Here is a 16123-nt window from a genome sequence, read left to right as displayed (position 1 = left end):
AGCCCGCCATGAACGCACCCGATTCGCATCGCATGGTGGGCATGCCCGTCAAGCGCAAGGAAGACTATCGCTTCCTCACGGGCAACGGCCAGTACACCGACGACATCGTTCTTCCCGCGCAGACCTACGCCGTCTTCCTGCGCTCGCCGCACGCGCACGCGCGCATCAAGAGCATCGACACGTCGGCGGCAAAGCAGTCGCCCGGCGTCGTCGCGATTTTCACTGGCGCCGATCTCGCCGCTGAGAATGTCGGCGGACTGCCGTGCGGCTGGCTGATTCACAGCGTCGACGGCAAGCCGATGCACGAGCCGCCGCATCCCGTGATTGCGCATACGAAAGTGCTCCACGTCGGCGACCAGGTCGCGCTCGTCATCGCCGATTCGGTGAAGGCCGCGAAAGATGCCGCCGAGCTGATCGAAGTCGATTACGACGAGCTTCCCGCCGTGATCGACACCACGCACGCCGCCGACGCCGGCCAGCCCGCCGTGCACGACGAAGTGCCCGACAACACCTGCTACACATGGGGCCACGGCGACAAGGCCGCGACCGATGCCGCGTTCGCGAAAGCGCATCACGTGACGACGCTCGACATCGTCAACAATCGCCTCATTCCGAACGCAATCGAGCCGCGCGCCGTCAACGCGAGCTACTCGCCGCAGGACGACAGCTACACCGTCTACGTCGCGAATCAGAATCCGCACGTCGAACGGCTGCTGATGGCCGCGTTCGTGCTGTCGCTGCCGGAATCGAAAGTTCGCGTGGTCGCACCGGATGTCGGCGGCGGCTTCGGCTCGAAGATTTTCCTGTACGCGGAAGACGTCGCGCTGACGTGGGCGTCGAAGAAAATCCGCCGTCCGGTGAAGTGGACGGCCGAGCGTTCCGAAGCATTTCTCTCCGACGCTCACGGCCGCGATCACGTGACGAAAGCCGAACTCGCGATGGACGCCGACGGCAAGTTCCTCGCGATGCGCGTCCACACGATCGCGAACATGGGCGCGTATCTGTCGACGTTCGCCTCCAGCGTGCCGACCATCCTCTACGCGACGCTGCTCGCGGGCCAGTACGCGACGCCCGCGATCTACGCCGAAGTGAAAGCGGTCTTCACGAACACCGTGCCCGTCGATGCCTATCGCGGCGCGGGACGTCCTGAAGCGACATATGTGGTCGAGCGTCTCGTCGAAACAGCCGCGCGCGAGATGAAGATGGATCCCGCTGCGATCCGCCGGCTCAACTTCATCCGTTCGTTCCCGTACGCGACGCCCGTCGGTCTCACCTACGACACGGGCGACTACGAAACCTGCCTCGCCCGCGCACTCGAACTCGCGGACGTACAAGGCTTCGACGCGCGCCGCCAGGAATCGGAGAAGAACGGCAAGCGACGCGGCCTCGGCTACTCGTGCTACATCGAAGCGTGCGGCCTCGCGCCGTCGAACATCGCGGGCGCGCTCGGTGCGCGCGCGGGCCTGTTCGAAGCAGGTGAAGTGCGCGTGCATCCGACTGGCTCCGTCACCGTCTTCACCGGCTCGCACAGTCACGGCCAGGGCCACGAGACGACGTTCGCGCAAGTCGTGTCCGATCGCCTCGGCGTGCCGCTCGACAACATCGAGATCGTGCACGGCGACACAGGACGCATTCCGTTCGGCATGGGCACGTATGGCTCGCGGTCGATCGCAGTCGGCGGCTCGGCGATCATGAAGGCGCTCGACAAGATTGAATCGAAAGCGAAGAAGATCGCGGCGCATCTGCTCGAAGCATCGGCGGACGACATCGAGTTCAAGGACGGCACATTCCGCGTCGCAGGCACGGACCGCACGAAGACCTTCGCCGACGTGTCGCTCGCGGCCTACGTGCCGCACAACTATCCGCTCGACAAACTCGAACCGGGCCTCGACGAAAGCGCGTTCTACGATCCGACCAACTTCACGTATCCGTCGGGCGCGTATATCTGCGAAGTCGAAGTCGATGTGGATACAGGCGAAACGCGCATTCACCGCTTCACCGCCGTCGACGACTTCGGCAACGTGATCAATCCGATGATCGTCGAAGGACAGGTGCATGGCGGTCTCGGTCAGGGCATCGGTCAGGCGATGCTCGAGCGCTGCGTGTACGACAACGAAAGCGGCCAGTTGCTGTCGGGTTCGTACATGGACTACGCGATGCCGCATGCGTCCGATCTGCCGGCGTTCACCGTCGAAACCGCGAAGGGCACACCGTGCACGCACAATCCGCTCGGCGTGAAGGGCTGCGGCGAAGCGGGTGCGATCGGTTCGCCGCCCGCCGTGATCAACGCGATCATCGACGCGCTCGCGCCGCTCGGCGTCACGGACTTGCAGATGCCTGCCACACCGCATCGCGTGTGGTCCGCGATTCACGCCGCGCAACACTCACGTCCCTGAGCGGAGGCCGACATGTATTCATTCGACTATCAACGTGCAGCCGATCCGAAAAGCGCCGTCGATGTGCTGACGGCCGACAGCGAAGCGAAGTATCTGGCGGGCGGACAAAGCCTCTTGCCGACGATGCGCCTGCGTCTCGCGCAACCGTCGAAGCTGATCGACGTCACGCGCATTCCGCAGTTGAAAGAGATTCGCGTCGAGCCAACGAAGGTGACGATCGGCGCGGCCGTCTGTCATGCGGACGTGGCGAATAACGCGGACGTGCAGCGCGTGTTGCCTGTGCTCGCGTTTGTCGCCGGCCACATCGGCGACAGACAGGTGCGCTCGCTCGGCACGATCGGCGGATCGATCGCGAACAACGATCCGGCGGCGGATTATCCCGCTGCCGTGCTCGGACTCGATGGCACGGTTGTCACCGACCGGCGTCGCGTGTCCGCGGCGGATTTCTTCGTCGGCATGTACGAGACGGCGTTGCAGCCCGACGAACTGATCGTCGCCGTCGAGTTTCCCGTGCCGGAAAAGGCGGCGTACGAGAAGTTCAGGAATCCCGCGTCGCACTTCGCGCTGACGGGCGTGTTCGTCGCCAAGACTGCGAGCGGTGTGCGCGTGGCGATCACGGGCGCGGCGTCATCGGTGTTTCGCGCGACGGACATGGAGAACGCGCTCAGCGCGAACTTCACGGAAGCGGCCGCGCGCGGCGTGACGATCGCACCCGACGACCTCAACACCGACATGCATGCGAGCGCCGAATATCGCGCTCACCTGATACCGGTGCTGACGGCGCGCGCGGTGCGGGCGGCGCTCGGGTAACGAACGCGGCAAGCCACGAAGCGTTCGACCGACATGAGGCCCGGCGCGTCCGGGCCGTTTCGTTTTCCGGTTTCTTCAGCGTTTTCAGGGAGAACCATGCAGCCCGCTTCAATCGACGACACCCTCGCCCAGCTCACCGCGCAAGGCTACTTCGCGAGCCGCGAACTGGCGACTGCGCTTTTTCTCGCGCTGCGGATGGAACGGCCGCTGTTCGTCGAAGGCGAACCGGGCGTCGGCAAGACGGAACTGGCGAAGGCGGCGGCCGGGTTGCTCGGCACGTCGATGCTGCGGCTGCAATGCTACGAAGGACTCGATACGGCAAGCGCGCTGTACGAGTGGGACTATCCGCGGCAGATCATGGCGTTGCGGCTCGCGGAAGCGTCGGGTGAGAAGCCTGACAGCAGCACGCTGTATCGCGACGAATTTCTGTTGAAGCGCCCTTTGCTGCAAGCGCTGTTGCCCGACGAACATCATCCCGGCGCGCGGCGCGTGCTGCTGATCGACGAAATTGATCGCGCCGACGAACCGTTCGAAGCCTTCCTGCTCGAACTGCTGTCCGACTTTCAGGTGTCGATTCCCGAATACGGCACAGTGCGCGCCGAGCATCCACCGCTTGTCGTGATGACGTCGAACCGCACGCGCGAAGTGCACGATGCGTTGAAGCGGCGCTGTCTGTATCAATGGATCGGCTATCCGGAGCGCGCACGCGAGCTGGCCATCGTCGCGGCGCGCGCGCCCGAAACCAGTGAAGCGCTGCAACGGCGTGCCGTCGATTTCGTGCATCGTCTGCGCGGCATGGATCTGTTCAAGGCGCCCGGCATCGCGGAAACGATCGACTGGTGCCGTGCGCTCGCCGCGCTCACGGTCACCGAACTCGATCCGCAATCGGTGCAGGACACGCTCGGCGTGCTGCTCAAGTATCAGGACGATCTCGCGCGCTTCGATGCCGACGAGATCCGGCAATGTCTCGCGGCGGCGGAGTAGCGTCGATGTTCGCCGCTCACCACAACGAATCCGCGACGCTCGCGCGCAATGTCGTTCATTTCGTACGTCTGCTGCGCGGCGCGGGTCTGCCGATGTCGCCCGCTCAGGCCGTCGATGCGCTCGACGCGTTGCGCTGGATCGATCTCGACCGGCGCGACGACGTGCGTGCGGCGCTTGCCGCGTTGCTCGTATGCGCGCCCGACGAGCGCGATCTCTTCAATGCCGCGTTCGATCTGTTCTGGCGTGATCCCGACTGGGAGGGCAAGCTGCGTGCGCTGCTGCTGCCGAAGGTGACGAGCGGCATGCCGCCGCCGAAGCGCAACAACCGACTCGCCGATGCGCTCGCCGTGCATCAGGCGAAGCAGCTCAAGCAGGCCGCGCAATCCGGCGACAAGGACAGGCACGAGTTGCACGCGCACGTGACGTTCAGCGCGGAAGAGCGTCTGCGTCATCGCGATTTCGACACGTTGACGGCCGACGAATGGCGCACGCTACGTCATCTGATTCGCGGGCAGCGTCTGCCGCTTGCGATGGAACCGACGCGGCGGCTGAAAGCGGCATCGCACGGCACGCATGCCGATCTGCGCGCGAGCGCGCGTCATGCGGTGCGCGCGGGCGGCGACTGGACCGTGTGGAAATATCGCGCGGTAGTCGAGCGCAAACCGCCGCTTGTGCTTCTGCTCGATATTTCGGGCTCGATGAGCAGCTATTCGCGCGCCGTGCTTTATTTCTGTCACGCGCTGCTGCAATCGCGCGAACGTCTGCAGGTGTTCCTGTTCGGCACGCGGCTCACCAACGCGACGCGCGCGCTGAAGGAACGCGACCCCGATGTCGCGATCGCGGGGCTCGCCGGTCAGGTCGTCGACTGGTCGGGCGGCACGCGAATCGGCGCGGCGCTCGCCGAATTCAACCGGCGCTGGGCACGTAGAGTGCTGACGGGAAGAGCGACAGTGCTGCTCGTCACCGATGGCCTCGATCACGAAGCGATCGACGTGCTCGAAACCGAAATGGCCCGCTTGCGGCGCTTCGCGCATCGCATCGTGTGGCTCAATCCGCTGTTGCGTTACCGCGAGTTCTCGCCCAAGGCGCGCGGCGTTCAGGCGATGCTTCCTTTCGTCGACGCGCACAAGCCGGTCCACAATCTCGACAGTCTGGCTGCGTTCGGCCGCGATCTCGCGCAATTGACGCGCGTGCCCCGCGATGCCGCGCGCGCCTCGATACCTGGAGGAGCAACGTCATGGAGCTGACCGAAACCTACACGCTGCCCGCGCCGCAGCAACGGGCATGGGAAGCGCTGAACGACACGGAAATCCTGCGCGCGTCGATTCCCGGCTGCGACAGCATCGAGCCTGATGGCGAGAATGCGTACGCGGTTTCGTTGAGCGCATCCGTCGGGCCGGTGAAGGCGCGTTTCAAGGGCCGCATGGAACTCACCGATATCGACGCGCCCAACACGTACACGATCGTGTTCGAAGGCCAGGGCGGCGCAGCCGGCTTCGGCAAAGGGCAAACGCATGTGAAGCTCGAACCGGACGGCGACGAAGCGACGAAGCTCACGTACACGGCGACGGCGCAGGTCGGCGGCAAACTCGCGCAGATCGGCTCGCGACTCGTCGACGGCGCGGCGAGGAAACTTGCCGGCGAGTTTTTCCGGCGCTTCAGCGAGCAGGTGACGGGCGGTGGCGACACCGCGCAGGCAGAAACCGCCGATTCCGGCGACACTGCAAGCCAGTCCGCCGACGGCGAAGGTGCCGGCGACGGCGGTGGCGATGAAACGAAGAGGAAGAAATCATGGACAGCGTGGATCTCGAAGTCCTGAAGAGCAGCGCGCGCTGGCTCGAGCAGGGACATCGCGCGCTACTCGTGACGGTGGTGAAGACGTGGGGCTCGTCGCCGCGTCCGGAAGGCGCGATGCTCGTCGTGCGTGACGATGGCGCGGTGGTGGGGTCGGTGTCGGGCGGCTGTATCGAAGACGATCTGATCGATCGTGTGCGTCAGCGTGGCATCGAGCAGGAGAAGCCCGAAGCGGTGAAGTACGGCATCACAGCCGAAGAGGCGCATCGCTTTGGTTTGCCGTGCGGCGGGACGATTCAACTCGTTCTTGAGCCTCTGACGAAGGCGAGCGGTATCGCCGAACTGTGCGAAGCGGTGGAAGATGGACGGCTCGTCGCGCGTACTTTGGACATGGAGACGGGGGTTGCGCGCCTCGGTCCCGCGCAGGCGACGGATGGCATCGATTTCAACGACAGACGCTTGCTGACGATACACGGCCCGCGTTATCGGATGCTCGTGATCGGCGCGGGGCAACTGTCGCGCTATCTGTGCAATATCGCGGTCGGGCTCGATTATCAGGTGACGGTGTGCGATCCGCGCGAAGAGTACACGGACGAGTGGAATGTGCCCGGCACGAAAGTCGTTCGCACGATGCCCGACGATACCGTGCTCGATATGAAGCTCGATGAACGTTGTGCGGTGATCGCGCTGACGCATGATCCGAAACTCGACGATCTCGCGCTGATGGAGGCTTTGAAAACGCCTGCGTTCTATGTCGGCGCGCTGGGCTCGCGGCGCAATAACGCGGCGCGGCGCGAAAGGCTCAAGGAATTCGATCTCACCGAAACCGAACTCGCGCGACTGCATGGGCCGGTCGGGATTTATATCGGCAGCAGGACGCCGCCGGAAATCGCCGTGTCGATTCTTGCTGAAGTGACGGCGGCGAAGAATGGTGTGTCGCTTCCGACGCTGCTGCAGGTCGAAGGCGCGAAGGCCGCGCGTGAGATTGCGGCAAGCGGTGGCGCGGCTTGCAGTATTCCTGAGTAATTTTCTATCTGCGTGTCTGGACCGCGACGTTAGCTCGTTCGCGGTCCGATTCTTCTGCTCGGTATAGCCGTTCGGCTGACTGTCGCTGAGCATCTCTGATCCCCTAGCATCGAATTTTTGCGGACTCTGCGTCGCGGCTTATTTGTCGCATTGCGTCTGGTCCACAGCCACCGTTATTCCCTTGACGGAATATTCCTTGGAGGCTATATTTTCGATGACCTGGGATGTTGAGTACACCGATCCATTTCAAGCGTGGTGGGAAGGGTTGCGGGTAGCTGAGCGCGAGTCGATCGCATCGACGATCCTTCTGCTCAAGGAGCATGGTCCCAATCTGCCGTTCCCATATTCCAGCCGGATAATAGGTTCGGCAATAAGAAGTCTCAGGGAATTACGGATCCAGCATCGCGGAAAACCGTATCGCGTGCTATACGCGTTCGATCCGCGCCGAACTGCTGTCCTGCTGCTCGGCGGAGACAAGACTGGTCACGAGCGCTGGTATCAACAAAATGTTCCGCGAGCTGAAATCATCTATCGCTTGCATTTGCTGCATACGATGCATGGAGGAGCCAAGGATGGCGAAAAAATTTGAAGAGCTTTGGCTGAAAATGTCGCCGGAATCTCGGGCTCGCTCTGAAGCCTTGACGAAGAAACTCCTGGCCGAAATGCCCCTTTACAGCCTGCGCCAGGCACGCGGCCTTTCCCAGGAAGCGCTCGCCCAACGCCTCAACGTCAAGCAACCGAGCATCGCGAAACTCGAGCAACGCACGGACATGTACATCTCCACGTTGCGCGATCACATCCGCGCGCTAGGTGGCGAACTGGAGATCATCGCGCGCTTTCCGGATGGCGACGTGAAGCTCACCAATTTCACGCAGCTTCCCGACCCGGCACGCGAAGAAGGACAAGACGACTGACGGGCACGATCAGCAACGCTGGCGCATCACATCAAGCCGCACACCACGGCCGCGACGATCGATCCGCCGATCAGCACAGCGCCTACGGTGCGACGTTTGTTGAGTTCCGTCCACAGCAGCACGCCTGTCAGCGACAACAGAATCAGACTGCCCGCGATCGTATCGATCAGCAGCACCCAGCCGACGCTCAGTCCCGTGCCCTTGTGCAGATTGTTCATCGTGCCGAGAAACGAGTTCTGCGTGCGCTTCACGGATACAAACCCGTTGCCAACCCAATACTCGGCCTGCACGTTCTGCCCAGGACCGGCGATCCCGACCTGCCAGAACTCCGGCTGCACGGCACTCTGATCGCCCCACGCGACGGGATGCGCGGGCTCGCGACGCACCCTGCCCGGTTTGCCGTCGATATGCAGTTCGTCCTTCAGCCAGCGCGACATATCGCCCGGCGATTTGAAGCCCTTCTGCGGCAACGGAATCTGCAACTGCTCGACCTGCGGTTCGCCCGACGACACCTTCAGCGGCCCCGCACGATGGTTCAGCAAGAAGCCCGTCACGCCGAACAGCAATCCAAGCACGGCGCCCCACAGCCCGACCCAGCCGTGCACCTTGCGAAGCCACTTGATGAAAGTCGCGCGCCGCGAGCGCTGGCGCCGCGCGGCCAGTTCGTCGGCATCCATTTGCTGGATGCGGCCAGGCATCGCGCTCGCGCGGGCGGCAGGCTTCAATTCGATCGATTCGGGCGCGTTCATCGTGTTCCTGGCAAAACGGGTCGTGCGTCGCCGGCGAGCGGAGACGAGGTTAGTTGGCAACTGGAAGTGCCGTTCCGGAGCGGGAACGGATCGCGCCCGACCTAAGGCAAGGGGCGATTGTCAGGGCTGAAACAGTGAGTCATCGAAGAGCTGGCTGGCTTGTCACGAGGAGAAAGATGACAAATGGCTGGCGACGCCCTTCAGATGAGAATAACTATCATTACACAAAATGTAATTTTCCTCAATGCCGGGCGCCGGGACAAAGATCAGAAAAATGGTGTTCTTGTGTGCGGTCTGCCCGCTTGACACAAACTTTGTGTGATCTTGAAGTGAGGGATGCGACAGAACTAGACCAATTCCTTCGGACGCCTGACTCCCCATGCGCCTTTTCACGATCCTTCGAATCGCGATGGCCGCTTGCGCCTATTTCATGTGCGCAGCCCACGCCGCGGAAGTTGCCGTCCCCGGCGAAGCGTCCAACCAGGCAGGCATCGCCACACTCAACGTCGCGGCGAGCGCGCCCATCGAGCCCTACACGAACGAGCGCGAAACGCAGACTTTCACGGTGAACGCCGACGGCTCGTACACGAAGATCGATGAGATGACGCTGCACGTGAACAACGAAGCAGGCGTCGCGCGAGTCGCGCAGTACTACATCTGGTTCAACCGCAACATGGCGAGCGTCGACGTTCTGGAGGCGTACACCACATCCGCCGATGGCACGCGCCACGACGTGCGTCCCGAGCAGATTCGCGACGTCCAGGAGGCGCGCTCTTTCGACGCGCCGATGTTCCAGGACATCCTCGAAAAGGTGATCGTGTTTCCCGCCGTCGAGCCGGGCGCGCGCGTGCATCTGAAGTATCGGAAGACGCAGAAGCAGCCGATCGTCCCCGGTCACTTCAGCGACTTCACGCCGCCCGATCTCGCGCCGACTCACAACTTCCGACTCATCTACGATCTGCCTGCTGGCAAGCCACTCTATGCCGATTCGCGCGGTTTCGTCGCGCTGCCGCCGTCGACGAAAAACGGCCGAACACGCTACGAGTATCGCTACGACAGGGCGCATTTCGCGCGGCTCGAATACGGATCGATTGCGTATGTGAGTTACGGCGACCGGCTGATGGTGTCGACGTATCCGGATTACGCCGCGTTCGCTGCGAAGTATCGCGAATCGGCCGACGATGCGAGCGCGTCGGCCCCGGCCATCGTCGATCTGGCCCGCTCGCTGACCACGCGCGATCCGACGCCGCGCGCCAAAGCCAAGACGCTCTACGACTGGATCCGCAAGAACATCCGCTACGTGGCCGTGAACATCGGGCGTGGCGCGGTCGTCCCGCATCGCGCGACGGATATCCTCACGCTGCGCTACGGCGACTGCAAGGATCACGTCGCGCTGTATGGCGCGCTGCTCGACGCCGTCGGCATTCGCAACGAACCCGCGCTGATCAGCAGCGGCACGATCTACACGCTTCCCGACGTGCCGGGCTACGGCGTGTTGAATCACGTGATCACGTGGCTGCCCGACCTGCAGCTCTACGCCGACTCGACAGCGCCCAATGTCGAGTTCGGCTATCTGCCGTCCTCCGACATGAACCGCCCCGCCGTGCTCGTCGATGAAGGCACGCTGTCGCGCACGCCGTCGACGGCCACGATGTCGCGCACCACCGATCTGTCGATCGACATCGCACCCGACGGTTCGGCGAGCTTCGTCTATCAGCTCGAAGCTGCGGGCTGGGTCGCGGAACAGGGACGCGCGCTGCTGCGCATGCAAACGCCTGCACAGCGCGAAGAATCGCTGCAGGCCGAACTGCGCTCGGTGAATCTGTCGGGCACGGCGACGTTATCGAGCAGCAACCTCAACGCAGCGGATGGCCCGTTGTCGCTGACGATGAAAGGCAAGCTCGAAGACTTCGTCGTGCCAGGCACAGCCGCGTCGATCCCGGCATTGACGAGCTTCGTCGGTGGCTTTCAGTCGGATGTGCGCTACTGGCTCGGCGAGCGGCAACGCACGCAGCCTTTCGTGTGCCGCAATGTCGAGTTGCACGAGCGCACGCGCATTGCGCTGCCTGCGAATTTCAGCGTGATCGACATGCCGCAAGCGCTGGCCGCGCAAGACCGCTTCATCGACTATCGCTCGACGTACTCATACGACGCGACCGCACATGTCATCACCGTGACGCGCGACGGCTACACACGCTTCGGCAGCGAGGTGTGTTCGCCGGATGATTTCACGCAGATGCGCGCGGGCATGGAGACGATCGGCCGTGACGTGCGCGCGCAAGTGATCGTCCGCTCGACGCTCGTGGATGTGGCGCAGCGCGCATCGTCGATCGCGCCGGCGTCCTCGCGCGTGATCGCCGAATCGCAACGCCGCACGCAAGCCGCCGACTGACGAAGCACGAATTCACACAGGCCAGAGCGGCCCTTCCTGCATCGCGCCGATCTGCTCGCGCAATTCGAGAATGCGGTCTTCCCAGTAACGCTGCGTGTTGAACCACGGAAACGCAACAGGAAACGCCGGATCGTCCCAGCGCCGCGCGAGCCACGCCGAGTAGTGAATCAGCCGCAAGGTTCGCAACGCTTCGATCAGATGCAACTCGCGCTGATCGAACTCGCAGAAGTCCTCGTAGCCCGCGAGCAGATCCGTCAGCGCGCGCGACGCCTCCTGGCGCTCGCCCGGCAGCAGCAGCCACAGATCCTGAATCGCAGGACCCATACGGCTATCGTCGAAATCGACGAAATGCGGGCCTGCGTCGGTCCACAGCACGTTGCTCGGATGACAGTCGCCGTGCATGCGTAACTGGCGCACATCGCCCGCACGTTCGAACGCCTGCTCGACACCTTCCAGCGCCAGATTCACGGCGGCTTGCCACGCGGTGCGCACGTCGGCGGGAATGAAGTCTTGCGCGAGCAGATAGTCGCGCGGCTCGTAACCGAAGGTGTGGATGTCGAGCGTCGGACGCGCCGCGTAGTTCACCGTCTGACCGACAGCATGAATGCGCCCGATAAACCGGCCAAGCCATTCGAGCGTGTCCTTGCGATCGAGATCAGGCGCGCGGCCGCCGCGTCGATCGAAGACGGAGAAGCGGAAGCCGTCGAAGGTATGCAGCGTCGCACCGTTGAAGGTACGTGCAGGCACGGCGGGAATTTCGCGCGCAGTCAGTTCGGCGACGAACGCGTGCTCTTCGAGAATCGCCTCGTCCGTCCAGCGCTCCGGACGATAAAACTTCGCGACGACAGGCGGCCCGTCTTCAACGCCGACCTGATACACGCGATTCTCGTAGCTGTTGAGCGGCAGCATGCGCCCGTCGGTGCGCACGCCCACGGTGTCGAGCACGCTGTCGAGCGCGTCGAGCACCACCTCCGGCGTGAGCCGGGCAAAAGGAACGGCTTGGCCGTCCTGCGGAATTGGAGTGTCTTCGTTCATGCCCGCATTGTGCGCCGTGCCGGGCACAAAAACGAGCGCGAGTATGACCCGCGATTCGCTCGCGACGCGGCGCCGTTCAGCGGCCGCACATCTCGGCAGTCACGACAGCAGCGAACAAAACCGCGCTCAATGCACCTGTGCGCCGGCGGGACGAACGAACTCGCCCGTGTCGATCAGATCCTCGAGGAAAAAGGGTTCCGTATTCAATATCTTCGATGTACCCGGCTCGCCGGCGTACCACGCCACCATCGCCATGTCGCCGAGAATGCGCATCACGATTCCGCGCGCGCCTTGTGGCACGGCAATATGCACGGATCGAACAATAGAACCGACTTGCATGATGTTTCCCCGTTCTCCCAATTGCCGGCTTGTTAGGGACCGCGCCGGTCAATGTGCTGATAAAAGCGCCGCAACGCGCAAATGGTTGCATGCGCACCTGACTCGAAAACCAAGGGCGGGGATCGACTTACCTTCGACCACTGTCTTGCGGAAGACGACCCGTTGAGCCCCATTGTTGCCCTTTTGGGCCTTTTGGCAAAGTAAAAAGTAAGGCCTTGTCAGGCGCTCATCCGGTCGATTCGACTTACGAAACCCTGACTGTAACAGCCCGTAACAGGCTCATCATAAACCGAGCCATCCACTCGTCTCAAAAATGTCAATGTAAGCTACGATACGCGCTATATTCCTGTCGCGCACGCCCGGCCGGGCCGCCGTCGCGCCACGCTCGCTGCCACCAGAAGCAGCCGCCCCCGCCCTTACCGGACCGCCCTTTTCATGTGGATCGTTCGTCTCGCGCTGCGGCGCCCTTATACGTTCGTCGTTCTCGCGCTGCTGCTGTTGATCATCGGCCCGCTGACGATACTGCGCACGCCTACGGACATTTTCCCGAACATCGACATTCCCGTGCTGTCGGTGATCTGGTCGTACAACGGCCTGCCCGCCGACGAGATGGAAAAGCGCATCGTGCTGAACTACGAGCGCGGGCTGTCGGTTGCGGTGAACGATATCGAGCACGTCGAATCGACTTCGATGAACGGCATCGCCGTCGTCAAGATCTTCTTCCAGCCGCACGCGAACATCAGCGAAGCGCTCGCACAAGTCACGGCACTGTCGCAATCGCAATTGCGCTCGCTGCCGCCCGGCATCACGCCGCCGAACATATTGCGCTATAACGCATCCACCGTGCCTATCCTGCGGCTGTCGCTGTCGTCGCCGTCGCTGACCGAGCAGGAACTGTACGACTACGGTAACAACTTCCTGAAGACGCAGCTCGCGACCGTGCCGGGTGCGTCGGCACCGCTGCCGTACGGCGGCAAGCAGCGGCAGATCATGGTCGATATCGATTCGCGCAAGCTTCAGGAGCGCAATCTGTCGCCGATGGACGTGGTGAATTCGATCACCGCGCAGAACCTGATCGTGCCAACGGGCACTGCGAAAATCGGCTCGACGGAATACTCGGTGCAGATGAATTCGAGCCCCGATTCGCTCGCAGGCCTGAACAACATTCCCATCAAATCCGGGCCGAACGGCACGATCTATATTCGCGACGTCGCGCATGTACGAGACGGTTATCAGCCGCAGACGAACATCGTGCGCGTCGACGGCCAGCGCGCGTCGCTCTTGACCATCAACAAGAGCGGCAACACGTCGACGCTCGAAATCGTCGATCGCATCAAGACCATGATGCCGACGCTGCGCAATCTCGTGCCCGAATCGCTGAACATCGATCCCGTCGCCGATCAGTCGCTGTTCGTGCGCGCATCGGTGCAAGGCGTGCTGCGCGAAGCGCTGATCGCCGCGTGCCTGACGGGTCTGATGATTCTGCTGTTCCTCGGCAACTGGCGCGCAACGTTGATCATCGCGGTGTCGATTCCGCTGTCGATGATCACGTCGATCATCGCGCTGTCCGCGCTCGGCGAGACGATCAACATCATGACGTTAGGCGGGCTCGCGCTCGCGGTCGGTATTCTCGTCGACGATGCGACCGTCGCGATCGAGAACATCAGCCATCAACTCGAACAAGGGAAGAATCTCGAACAGGCGATTCTCGACGGCGCGCATCAGATCGCGATTCCGACGCTCGTGTCGACGCTTTCCATCTGCATCGTGTTCGTGCCGATGTTTCTGCTGACGGGCGTCGCGCACTATCTGTTCATTCCGCTCGCCGAAGCCGTCGTGTTCGCGATGCTCGCGTCGTACTTCTTCTCGCGGACGCTGGTGCCGACGCTCGCGAAGTATCTGCTGCGCAATCACCATCGTCCCGCCGACTTCCATCATTCGCAGCAAACGCGCAATCCGTTCATGCGGATGCACCTCGCGTTCGAGCGCGGTTTCGAGAACGTGCGCGCGCGTTATCACGGGTTTCTCGTAGCGCGCGTCGCGAAGCCCGGCCCGTTCGTGACGATATTTCTGGGCTGCTGTCTGCTGTCGTTGCTGCTGATGCCGTTCCTCGGCCGCGACTTCTTCCCTGCCGTCGACGCCGGCACGATTGCGCTGCACTTGCGTGCGAAAACAGGCATGCGCGTCGAAGAAACGGCTGTCGTCACGGATCGCGTCGACGCGCGCATCCGCGAACTGATTCCGCGCGGCGAGCTGCATTCGATCATCGACAACATCGGTCTGCCCGTGTCGGGCATCAACCTGTCGTATAGCAACACGGGCACGATCGGCACGTCGGACGCGGACATCCTGATCACGCTGAACCCGGACCACCATCCGACAGCCGATTACGTGCGCAAGCTTCGCCGTACGCTCACCGACGAATTCCCCGGCGTGCAGTTCGCTTTCCTGCCCGCGGATATCGTCAGTCAGACGCTGAACTTCGGCATGCCGTCGCCGATCGACGTGCAGATCGTCGGGCGCGACGTGCAGGGCAATCGCGCGTTCGCCGCGCTGCTGCTCGACAAATTGCGCGCCATTCCCGGTTTTGCCGACGCGCGCATCCAGCAGCCTTCGGACTTGCCGCGCATCTTCGTCGACGTCGACCGCACGCGCGCGCAGCAGGCCGGCTTCACGCAGCGCGACGTCGCGAGCAATCTGCTGATCACGCTCTCCGGCAGCCAGCAGACGACGCCTACGTTCTGGCTCAATCCGCGCAATGGCGTCAGTTACAACGTGATCACGGAAGCACCGCAATATTCGATCGATTCGCTGCAATCGCTCGCGAACATTCCGCTGAACGCGAACGGCCACACGAACATTCTCGGCGCGCTGTCGACGATGCATCGCACTTCCGGCAATGCCGTGCTCACGCACTACAACGCGCAGACCACGATCGACATTTACGGCACCGCCGACGGCCGCGATCTCGGCGCAGTGTCCGACGACATCAAGAAGATCATCGCCGATACGAAAGCGCAATTGCCGAAGGGTTCGTCGATCGAACTGCGCGGCCAGGTGCAGACAATGAACGATTCGTTCTCGGGCCTGCTTGCCGGTCTCGTGTTCGCAATCGTGCTGGTGTATCTGCTGATCGTCGTGAACTTCCAGTCGTGGCTCGATCCGTTCATCATCATTACGGGGTTGCCGGGCGCGCTGGCGGGCATCGTGTGGATGCTGTTCCTCACGCACACCACGCTGTCGATTCCCGCGCTGACGGGTGCGATCATGTGTATCGGCATCGCGACGGCGAACTCGATTCTCGTCGTCAGCTTCGCGCGCGAGCAGTTGCTCGAACACGGCGACGCGACGCGCGCCGCGATCGAAGCGGGCTTCACGCGTTTTCGTCCCGTGCTGATGACGGCGCTCGCGATGGTGATCGGCATGGTGCCGATGGCGATTGGTCTCGGCGAAGGTGGCGAGCAGAACGCGCCGCTCGGGCGCGCGGTGATCGGCGGGCTTGCAATCGGCACGATTGCGACGCTGGTGTTCGTGCCCGTGGTGTTTTCGATGATCTATCGACGGCTGTCGGAACGGCGCGCACGCGCCGCCGCGCATGTCGTTCACAAACCGCAGTAACGTGCCCAAAGCGAGCATGAAGCGGCCGCTGTCATAACAACGATGCGCAAGATATCCGGAGTGCAG

The 16123-nt window shown here is 62.9% G+C and carries 13 protein-coding genes; 10 read left to right on the top strand and 3 right to left on the bottom strand.

Annotated elements, in window-relative coordinates; translation table 11 throughout:
• The first annotated feature begins 8 nt into the window (after positions 1-8).
• The 8 genes from QEN71_RS00480 (at position 9) to QEN71_RS00445 (ending at position 7924) form a co-directional block, all read left to right on the top strand.
• A complete protein-coding gene (locus QEN71_RS00480) occupies positions 9-2396 on the top strand; it encodes a xanthine dehydrogenase family protein molybdopterin-binding subunit (protein ID WP_201648691.1) in 2388 nt (795 codons plus the stop codon).
• A gap of 12 nt (positions 2397-2408) precedes the next feature.
• Complete coding sequence (locus QEN71_RS00475) at positions 2409-3206, top strand: FAD binding domain-containing protein (protein ID WP_201648692.1); 798 nt, start codon at positions 2409-2411, stop codon at positions 3204-3206.
• Between the two features lie 96 nt (positions 3207-3302).
• Positions 3303-4190 (top strand): AAA family ATPase, encoded by an 888-nt coding sequence (locus tag QEN71_RS00470; protein WP_201648693.1) that lies wholly within the window; start codon positions 3303-3305, stop codon positions 4188-4190.
• Between the two features lie 5 nt (positions 4191-4195).
• Positions 4196-5437 (top strand): vWA domain-containing protein, encoded by a 1242-nt coding sequence (locus tag QEN71_RS00465; protein ID WP_201648694.1) that lies wholly within the window; start codon positions 4196-4198, stop codon positions 5435-5437.
• Positions 5428-6009, top strand: coding sequence for a CoxG family protein (locus tag QEN71_RS00460; RefSeq protein WP_201648695.1), 582 nt, complete (start codon positions 5428-5430; stop codon positions 6007-6009). Before QEN71_RS00465 ends, QEN71_RS00460 begins: the two co-directional genes overlap by 10 nt.
• Positions 5982-7010, top strand: coding sequence for an XdhC family protein (locus tag QEN71_RS00455; protein WP_201648696.1), 1029 nt, complete (start codon positions 5982-5984; stop codon positions 7008-7010). The genes QEN71_RS00460 and QEN71_RS00455 overlap by 28 nt, the downstream gene beginning before the upstream one ends.
• Before the next feature lie 214 nt (positions 7011-7224).
• Complete coding sequence (locus tag QEN71_RS00450; protein ID WP_201648697.1) at positions 7225-7599, top strand: type II toxin-antitoxin system RelE/ParE family toxin; 375 nt, start codon at positions 7225-7227, stop codon at positions 7597-7599.
• Positions 7583-7924 carry an XRE family transcriptional regulator gene (locus QEN71_RS00445; protein ID WP_201648698.1) on the top strand — a complete coding sequence of 114 codons (342 nt, stop codon included), beginning with the start codon at positions 7583-7585 and terminating at the stop codon, positions 7922-7924. The genes QEN71_RS00450 and QEN71_RS00445 overlap by 17 nt, the downstream gene beginning before the upstream one ends.
• A gap of 26 nt (positions 7925-7950) precedes the next feature.
• Here QEN71_RS00445 and QEN71_RS00440 read toward each other — a convergent pair whose 3' ends face one another.
• Complete coding sequence (locus QEN71_RS00440) at positions 7951-8673, bottom strand: PepSY-associated TM helix domain-containing protein (RefSeq protein ID WP_201648699.1); 723 nt, start codon at positions 8671-8673, stop codon at positions 7951-7953.
• Between the two features lie 379 nt (positions 8674-9052).
• Between QEN71_RS00440 and QEN71_RS00435 the strand changes: the two genes are divergently transcribed.
• Positions 9053-11065, top strand: a complete 2013-nt coding sequence (locus QEN71_RS00435; RefSeq protein ID WP_201648700.1) for a DUF3857 domain-containing transglutaminase family protein — start codon at positions 9053-9055, stop codon at positions 11063-11065.
• Positions 11066-11077: 12 nt separating this feature from the next.
• Here QEN71_RS00435 and QEN71_RS00430 read toward each other — a convergent pair whose 3' ends face one another.
• Positions 11078-12100 (bottom strand): serine/threonine protein kinase, encoded by a 1023-nt coding sequence (locus QEN71_RS00430; protein WP_201648701.1) that lies wholly within the window; start codon positions 12098-12100, stop codon positions 11078-11080.
• A 126-nt stretch (positions 12101-12226) separates the two neighbouring features.
• Positions 12227-12439 (bottom strand): hypothetical protein, encoded by a 213-nt coding sequence (locus tag QEN71_RS00425; RefSeq protein WP_054917862.1) that lies wholly within the window; start codon positions 12437-12439, stop codon positions 12227-12229.
• A 435-nt stretch (positions 12440-12874) separates the two neighbouring features.
• On the opposite strand from QEN71_RS00425, the gene QEN71_RS00420 reads away from it, so the two are divergent.
• Positions 12875-16057: an efflux RND transporter permease subunit gene (locus QEN71_RS00420; RefSeq protein ID WP_201648702.1), complete on the top strand. Its 3183-nt coding sequence runs from the start codon at positions 12875-12877 to the stop codon at positions 16055-16057.
• Positions 16058-16123 lie beyond the last annotated feature (66 nt).

Source organism: Paraburkholderia sabiae (assembly GCF_030412785.1).
Classification (GTDB): Bacteria; Pseudomonadota; Gammaproteobacteria; order Burkholderiales; family Burkholderiaceae; genus Paraburkholderia; species Paraburkholderia sabiae.
Note: the sequence above shows the minus strand (reverse complement) of the source record. Positions and strands in the feature narration are given on the sequence as shown.

What these genes read in the sequence shown, in the direction of transcription:
- QEN71_RS00480 (WP_201648691.1), top strand. Translation starts at nt 9, where the DNA reads ATGAACGCACCCGATTCGCATCGCATGGTGGGCATGCCCGTCAAGCGC.
- QEN71_RS00475 (WP_201648692.1), top strand. Translation starts at nt 2,409, where the DNA reads ATGTATTCATTCGACTATCAACGTGCAGCCGATCCGAAAAGCGCCGTC.
- QEN71_RS00470 (WP_201648693.1), top strand. Translation starts at nt 3,303, where the DNA reads ATGCAGCCCGCTTCAATCGACGACACCCTCGCCCAGCTCACCGCGCAA.
- QEN71_RS00465 (WP_201648694.1), top strand. Translation starts at nt 4,196, where the DNA reads ATGTTCGCCGCTCACCACAACGAATCCGCGACGCTCGCGCGCAATGTC.
- QEN71_RS00460 (WP_201648695.1), top strand. Translation starts at nt 5,428, where the DNA reads ATGGAGCTGACCGAAACCTACACGCTGCCCGCGCCGCAGCAACGGGCA.
- QEN71_RS00455 (WP_201648696.1), top strand. Translation starts at nt 5,982, where the DNA reads ATGGACAGCGTGGATCTCGAAGTCCTGAAGAGCAGCGCGCGCTGGCTC.
- QEN71_RS00450 (WP_201648697.1), top strand. Translation starts at nt 7,225, where the DNA reads ATGACCTGGGATGTTGAGTACACCGATCCATTTCAAGCGTGGTGGGAA.
- QEN71_RS00445 (WP_201648698.1), top strand. Translation starts at nt 7,583, where the DNA reads ATGGCGAAAAAATTTGAAGAGCTTTGGCTGAAAATGTCGCCGGAATCT.
- QEN71_RS00440 (WP_201648699.1), bottom strand. Translation starts at nt 8,673, where the DNA reads ATGAACGCGCCCGAATCGATCGAATTGAAGCCTGCCGCCCGCGCGAGC.
- QEN71_RS00435 (WP_201648700.1), top strand. Translation starts at nt 9,053, where the DNA reads ATGCGCCTTTTCACGATCCTTCGAATCGCGATGGCCGCTTGCGCCTAT.
- QEN71_RS00430 (WP_201648701.1), bottom strand. Translation starts at nt 12,100, where the DNA reads ATGAACGAAGACACTCCAATTCCGCAGGACGGCCAAGCCGTTCCTTTT.
- QEN71_RS00425 (WP_054917862.1), bottom strand. Translation starts at nt 12,439, where the DNA reads ATGCAAGTCGGTTCTATTGTTCGATCCGTGCATATTGCCGTGCCACAA.
- QEN71_RS00420 (WP_201648702.1), top strand. Translation starts at nt 12,875, where the DNA reads ATGTGGATCGTTCGTCTCGCGCTGCGGCGCCCTTATACGTTCGTCGTT.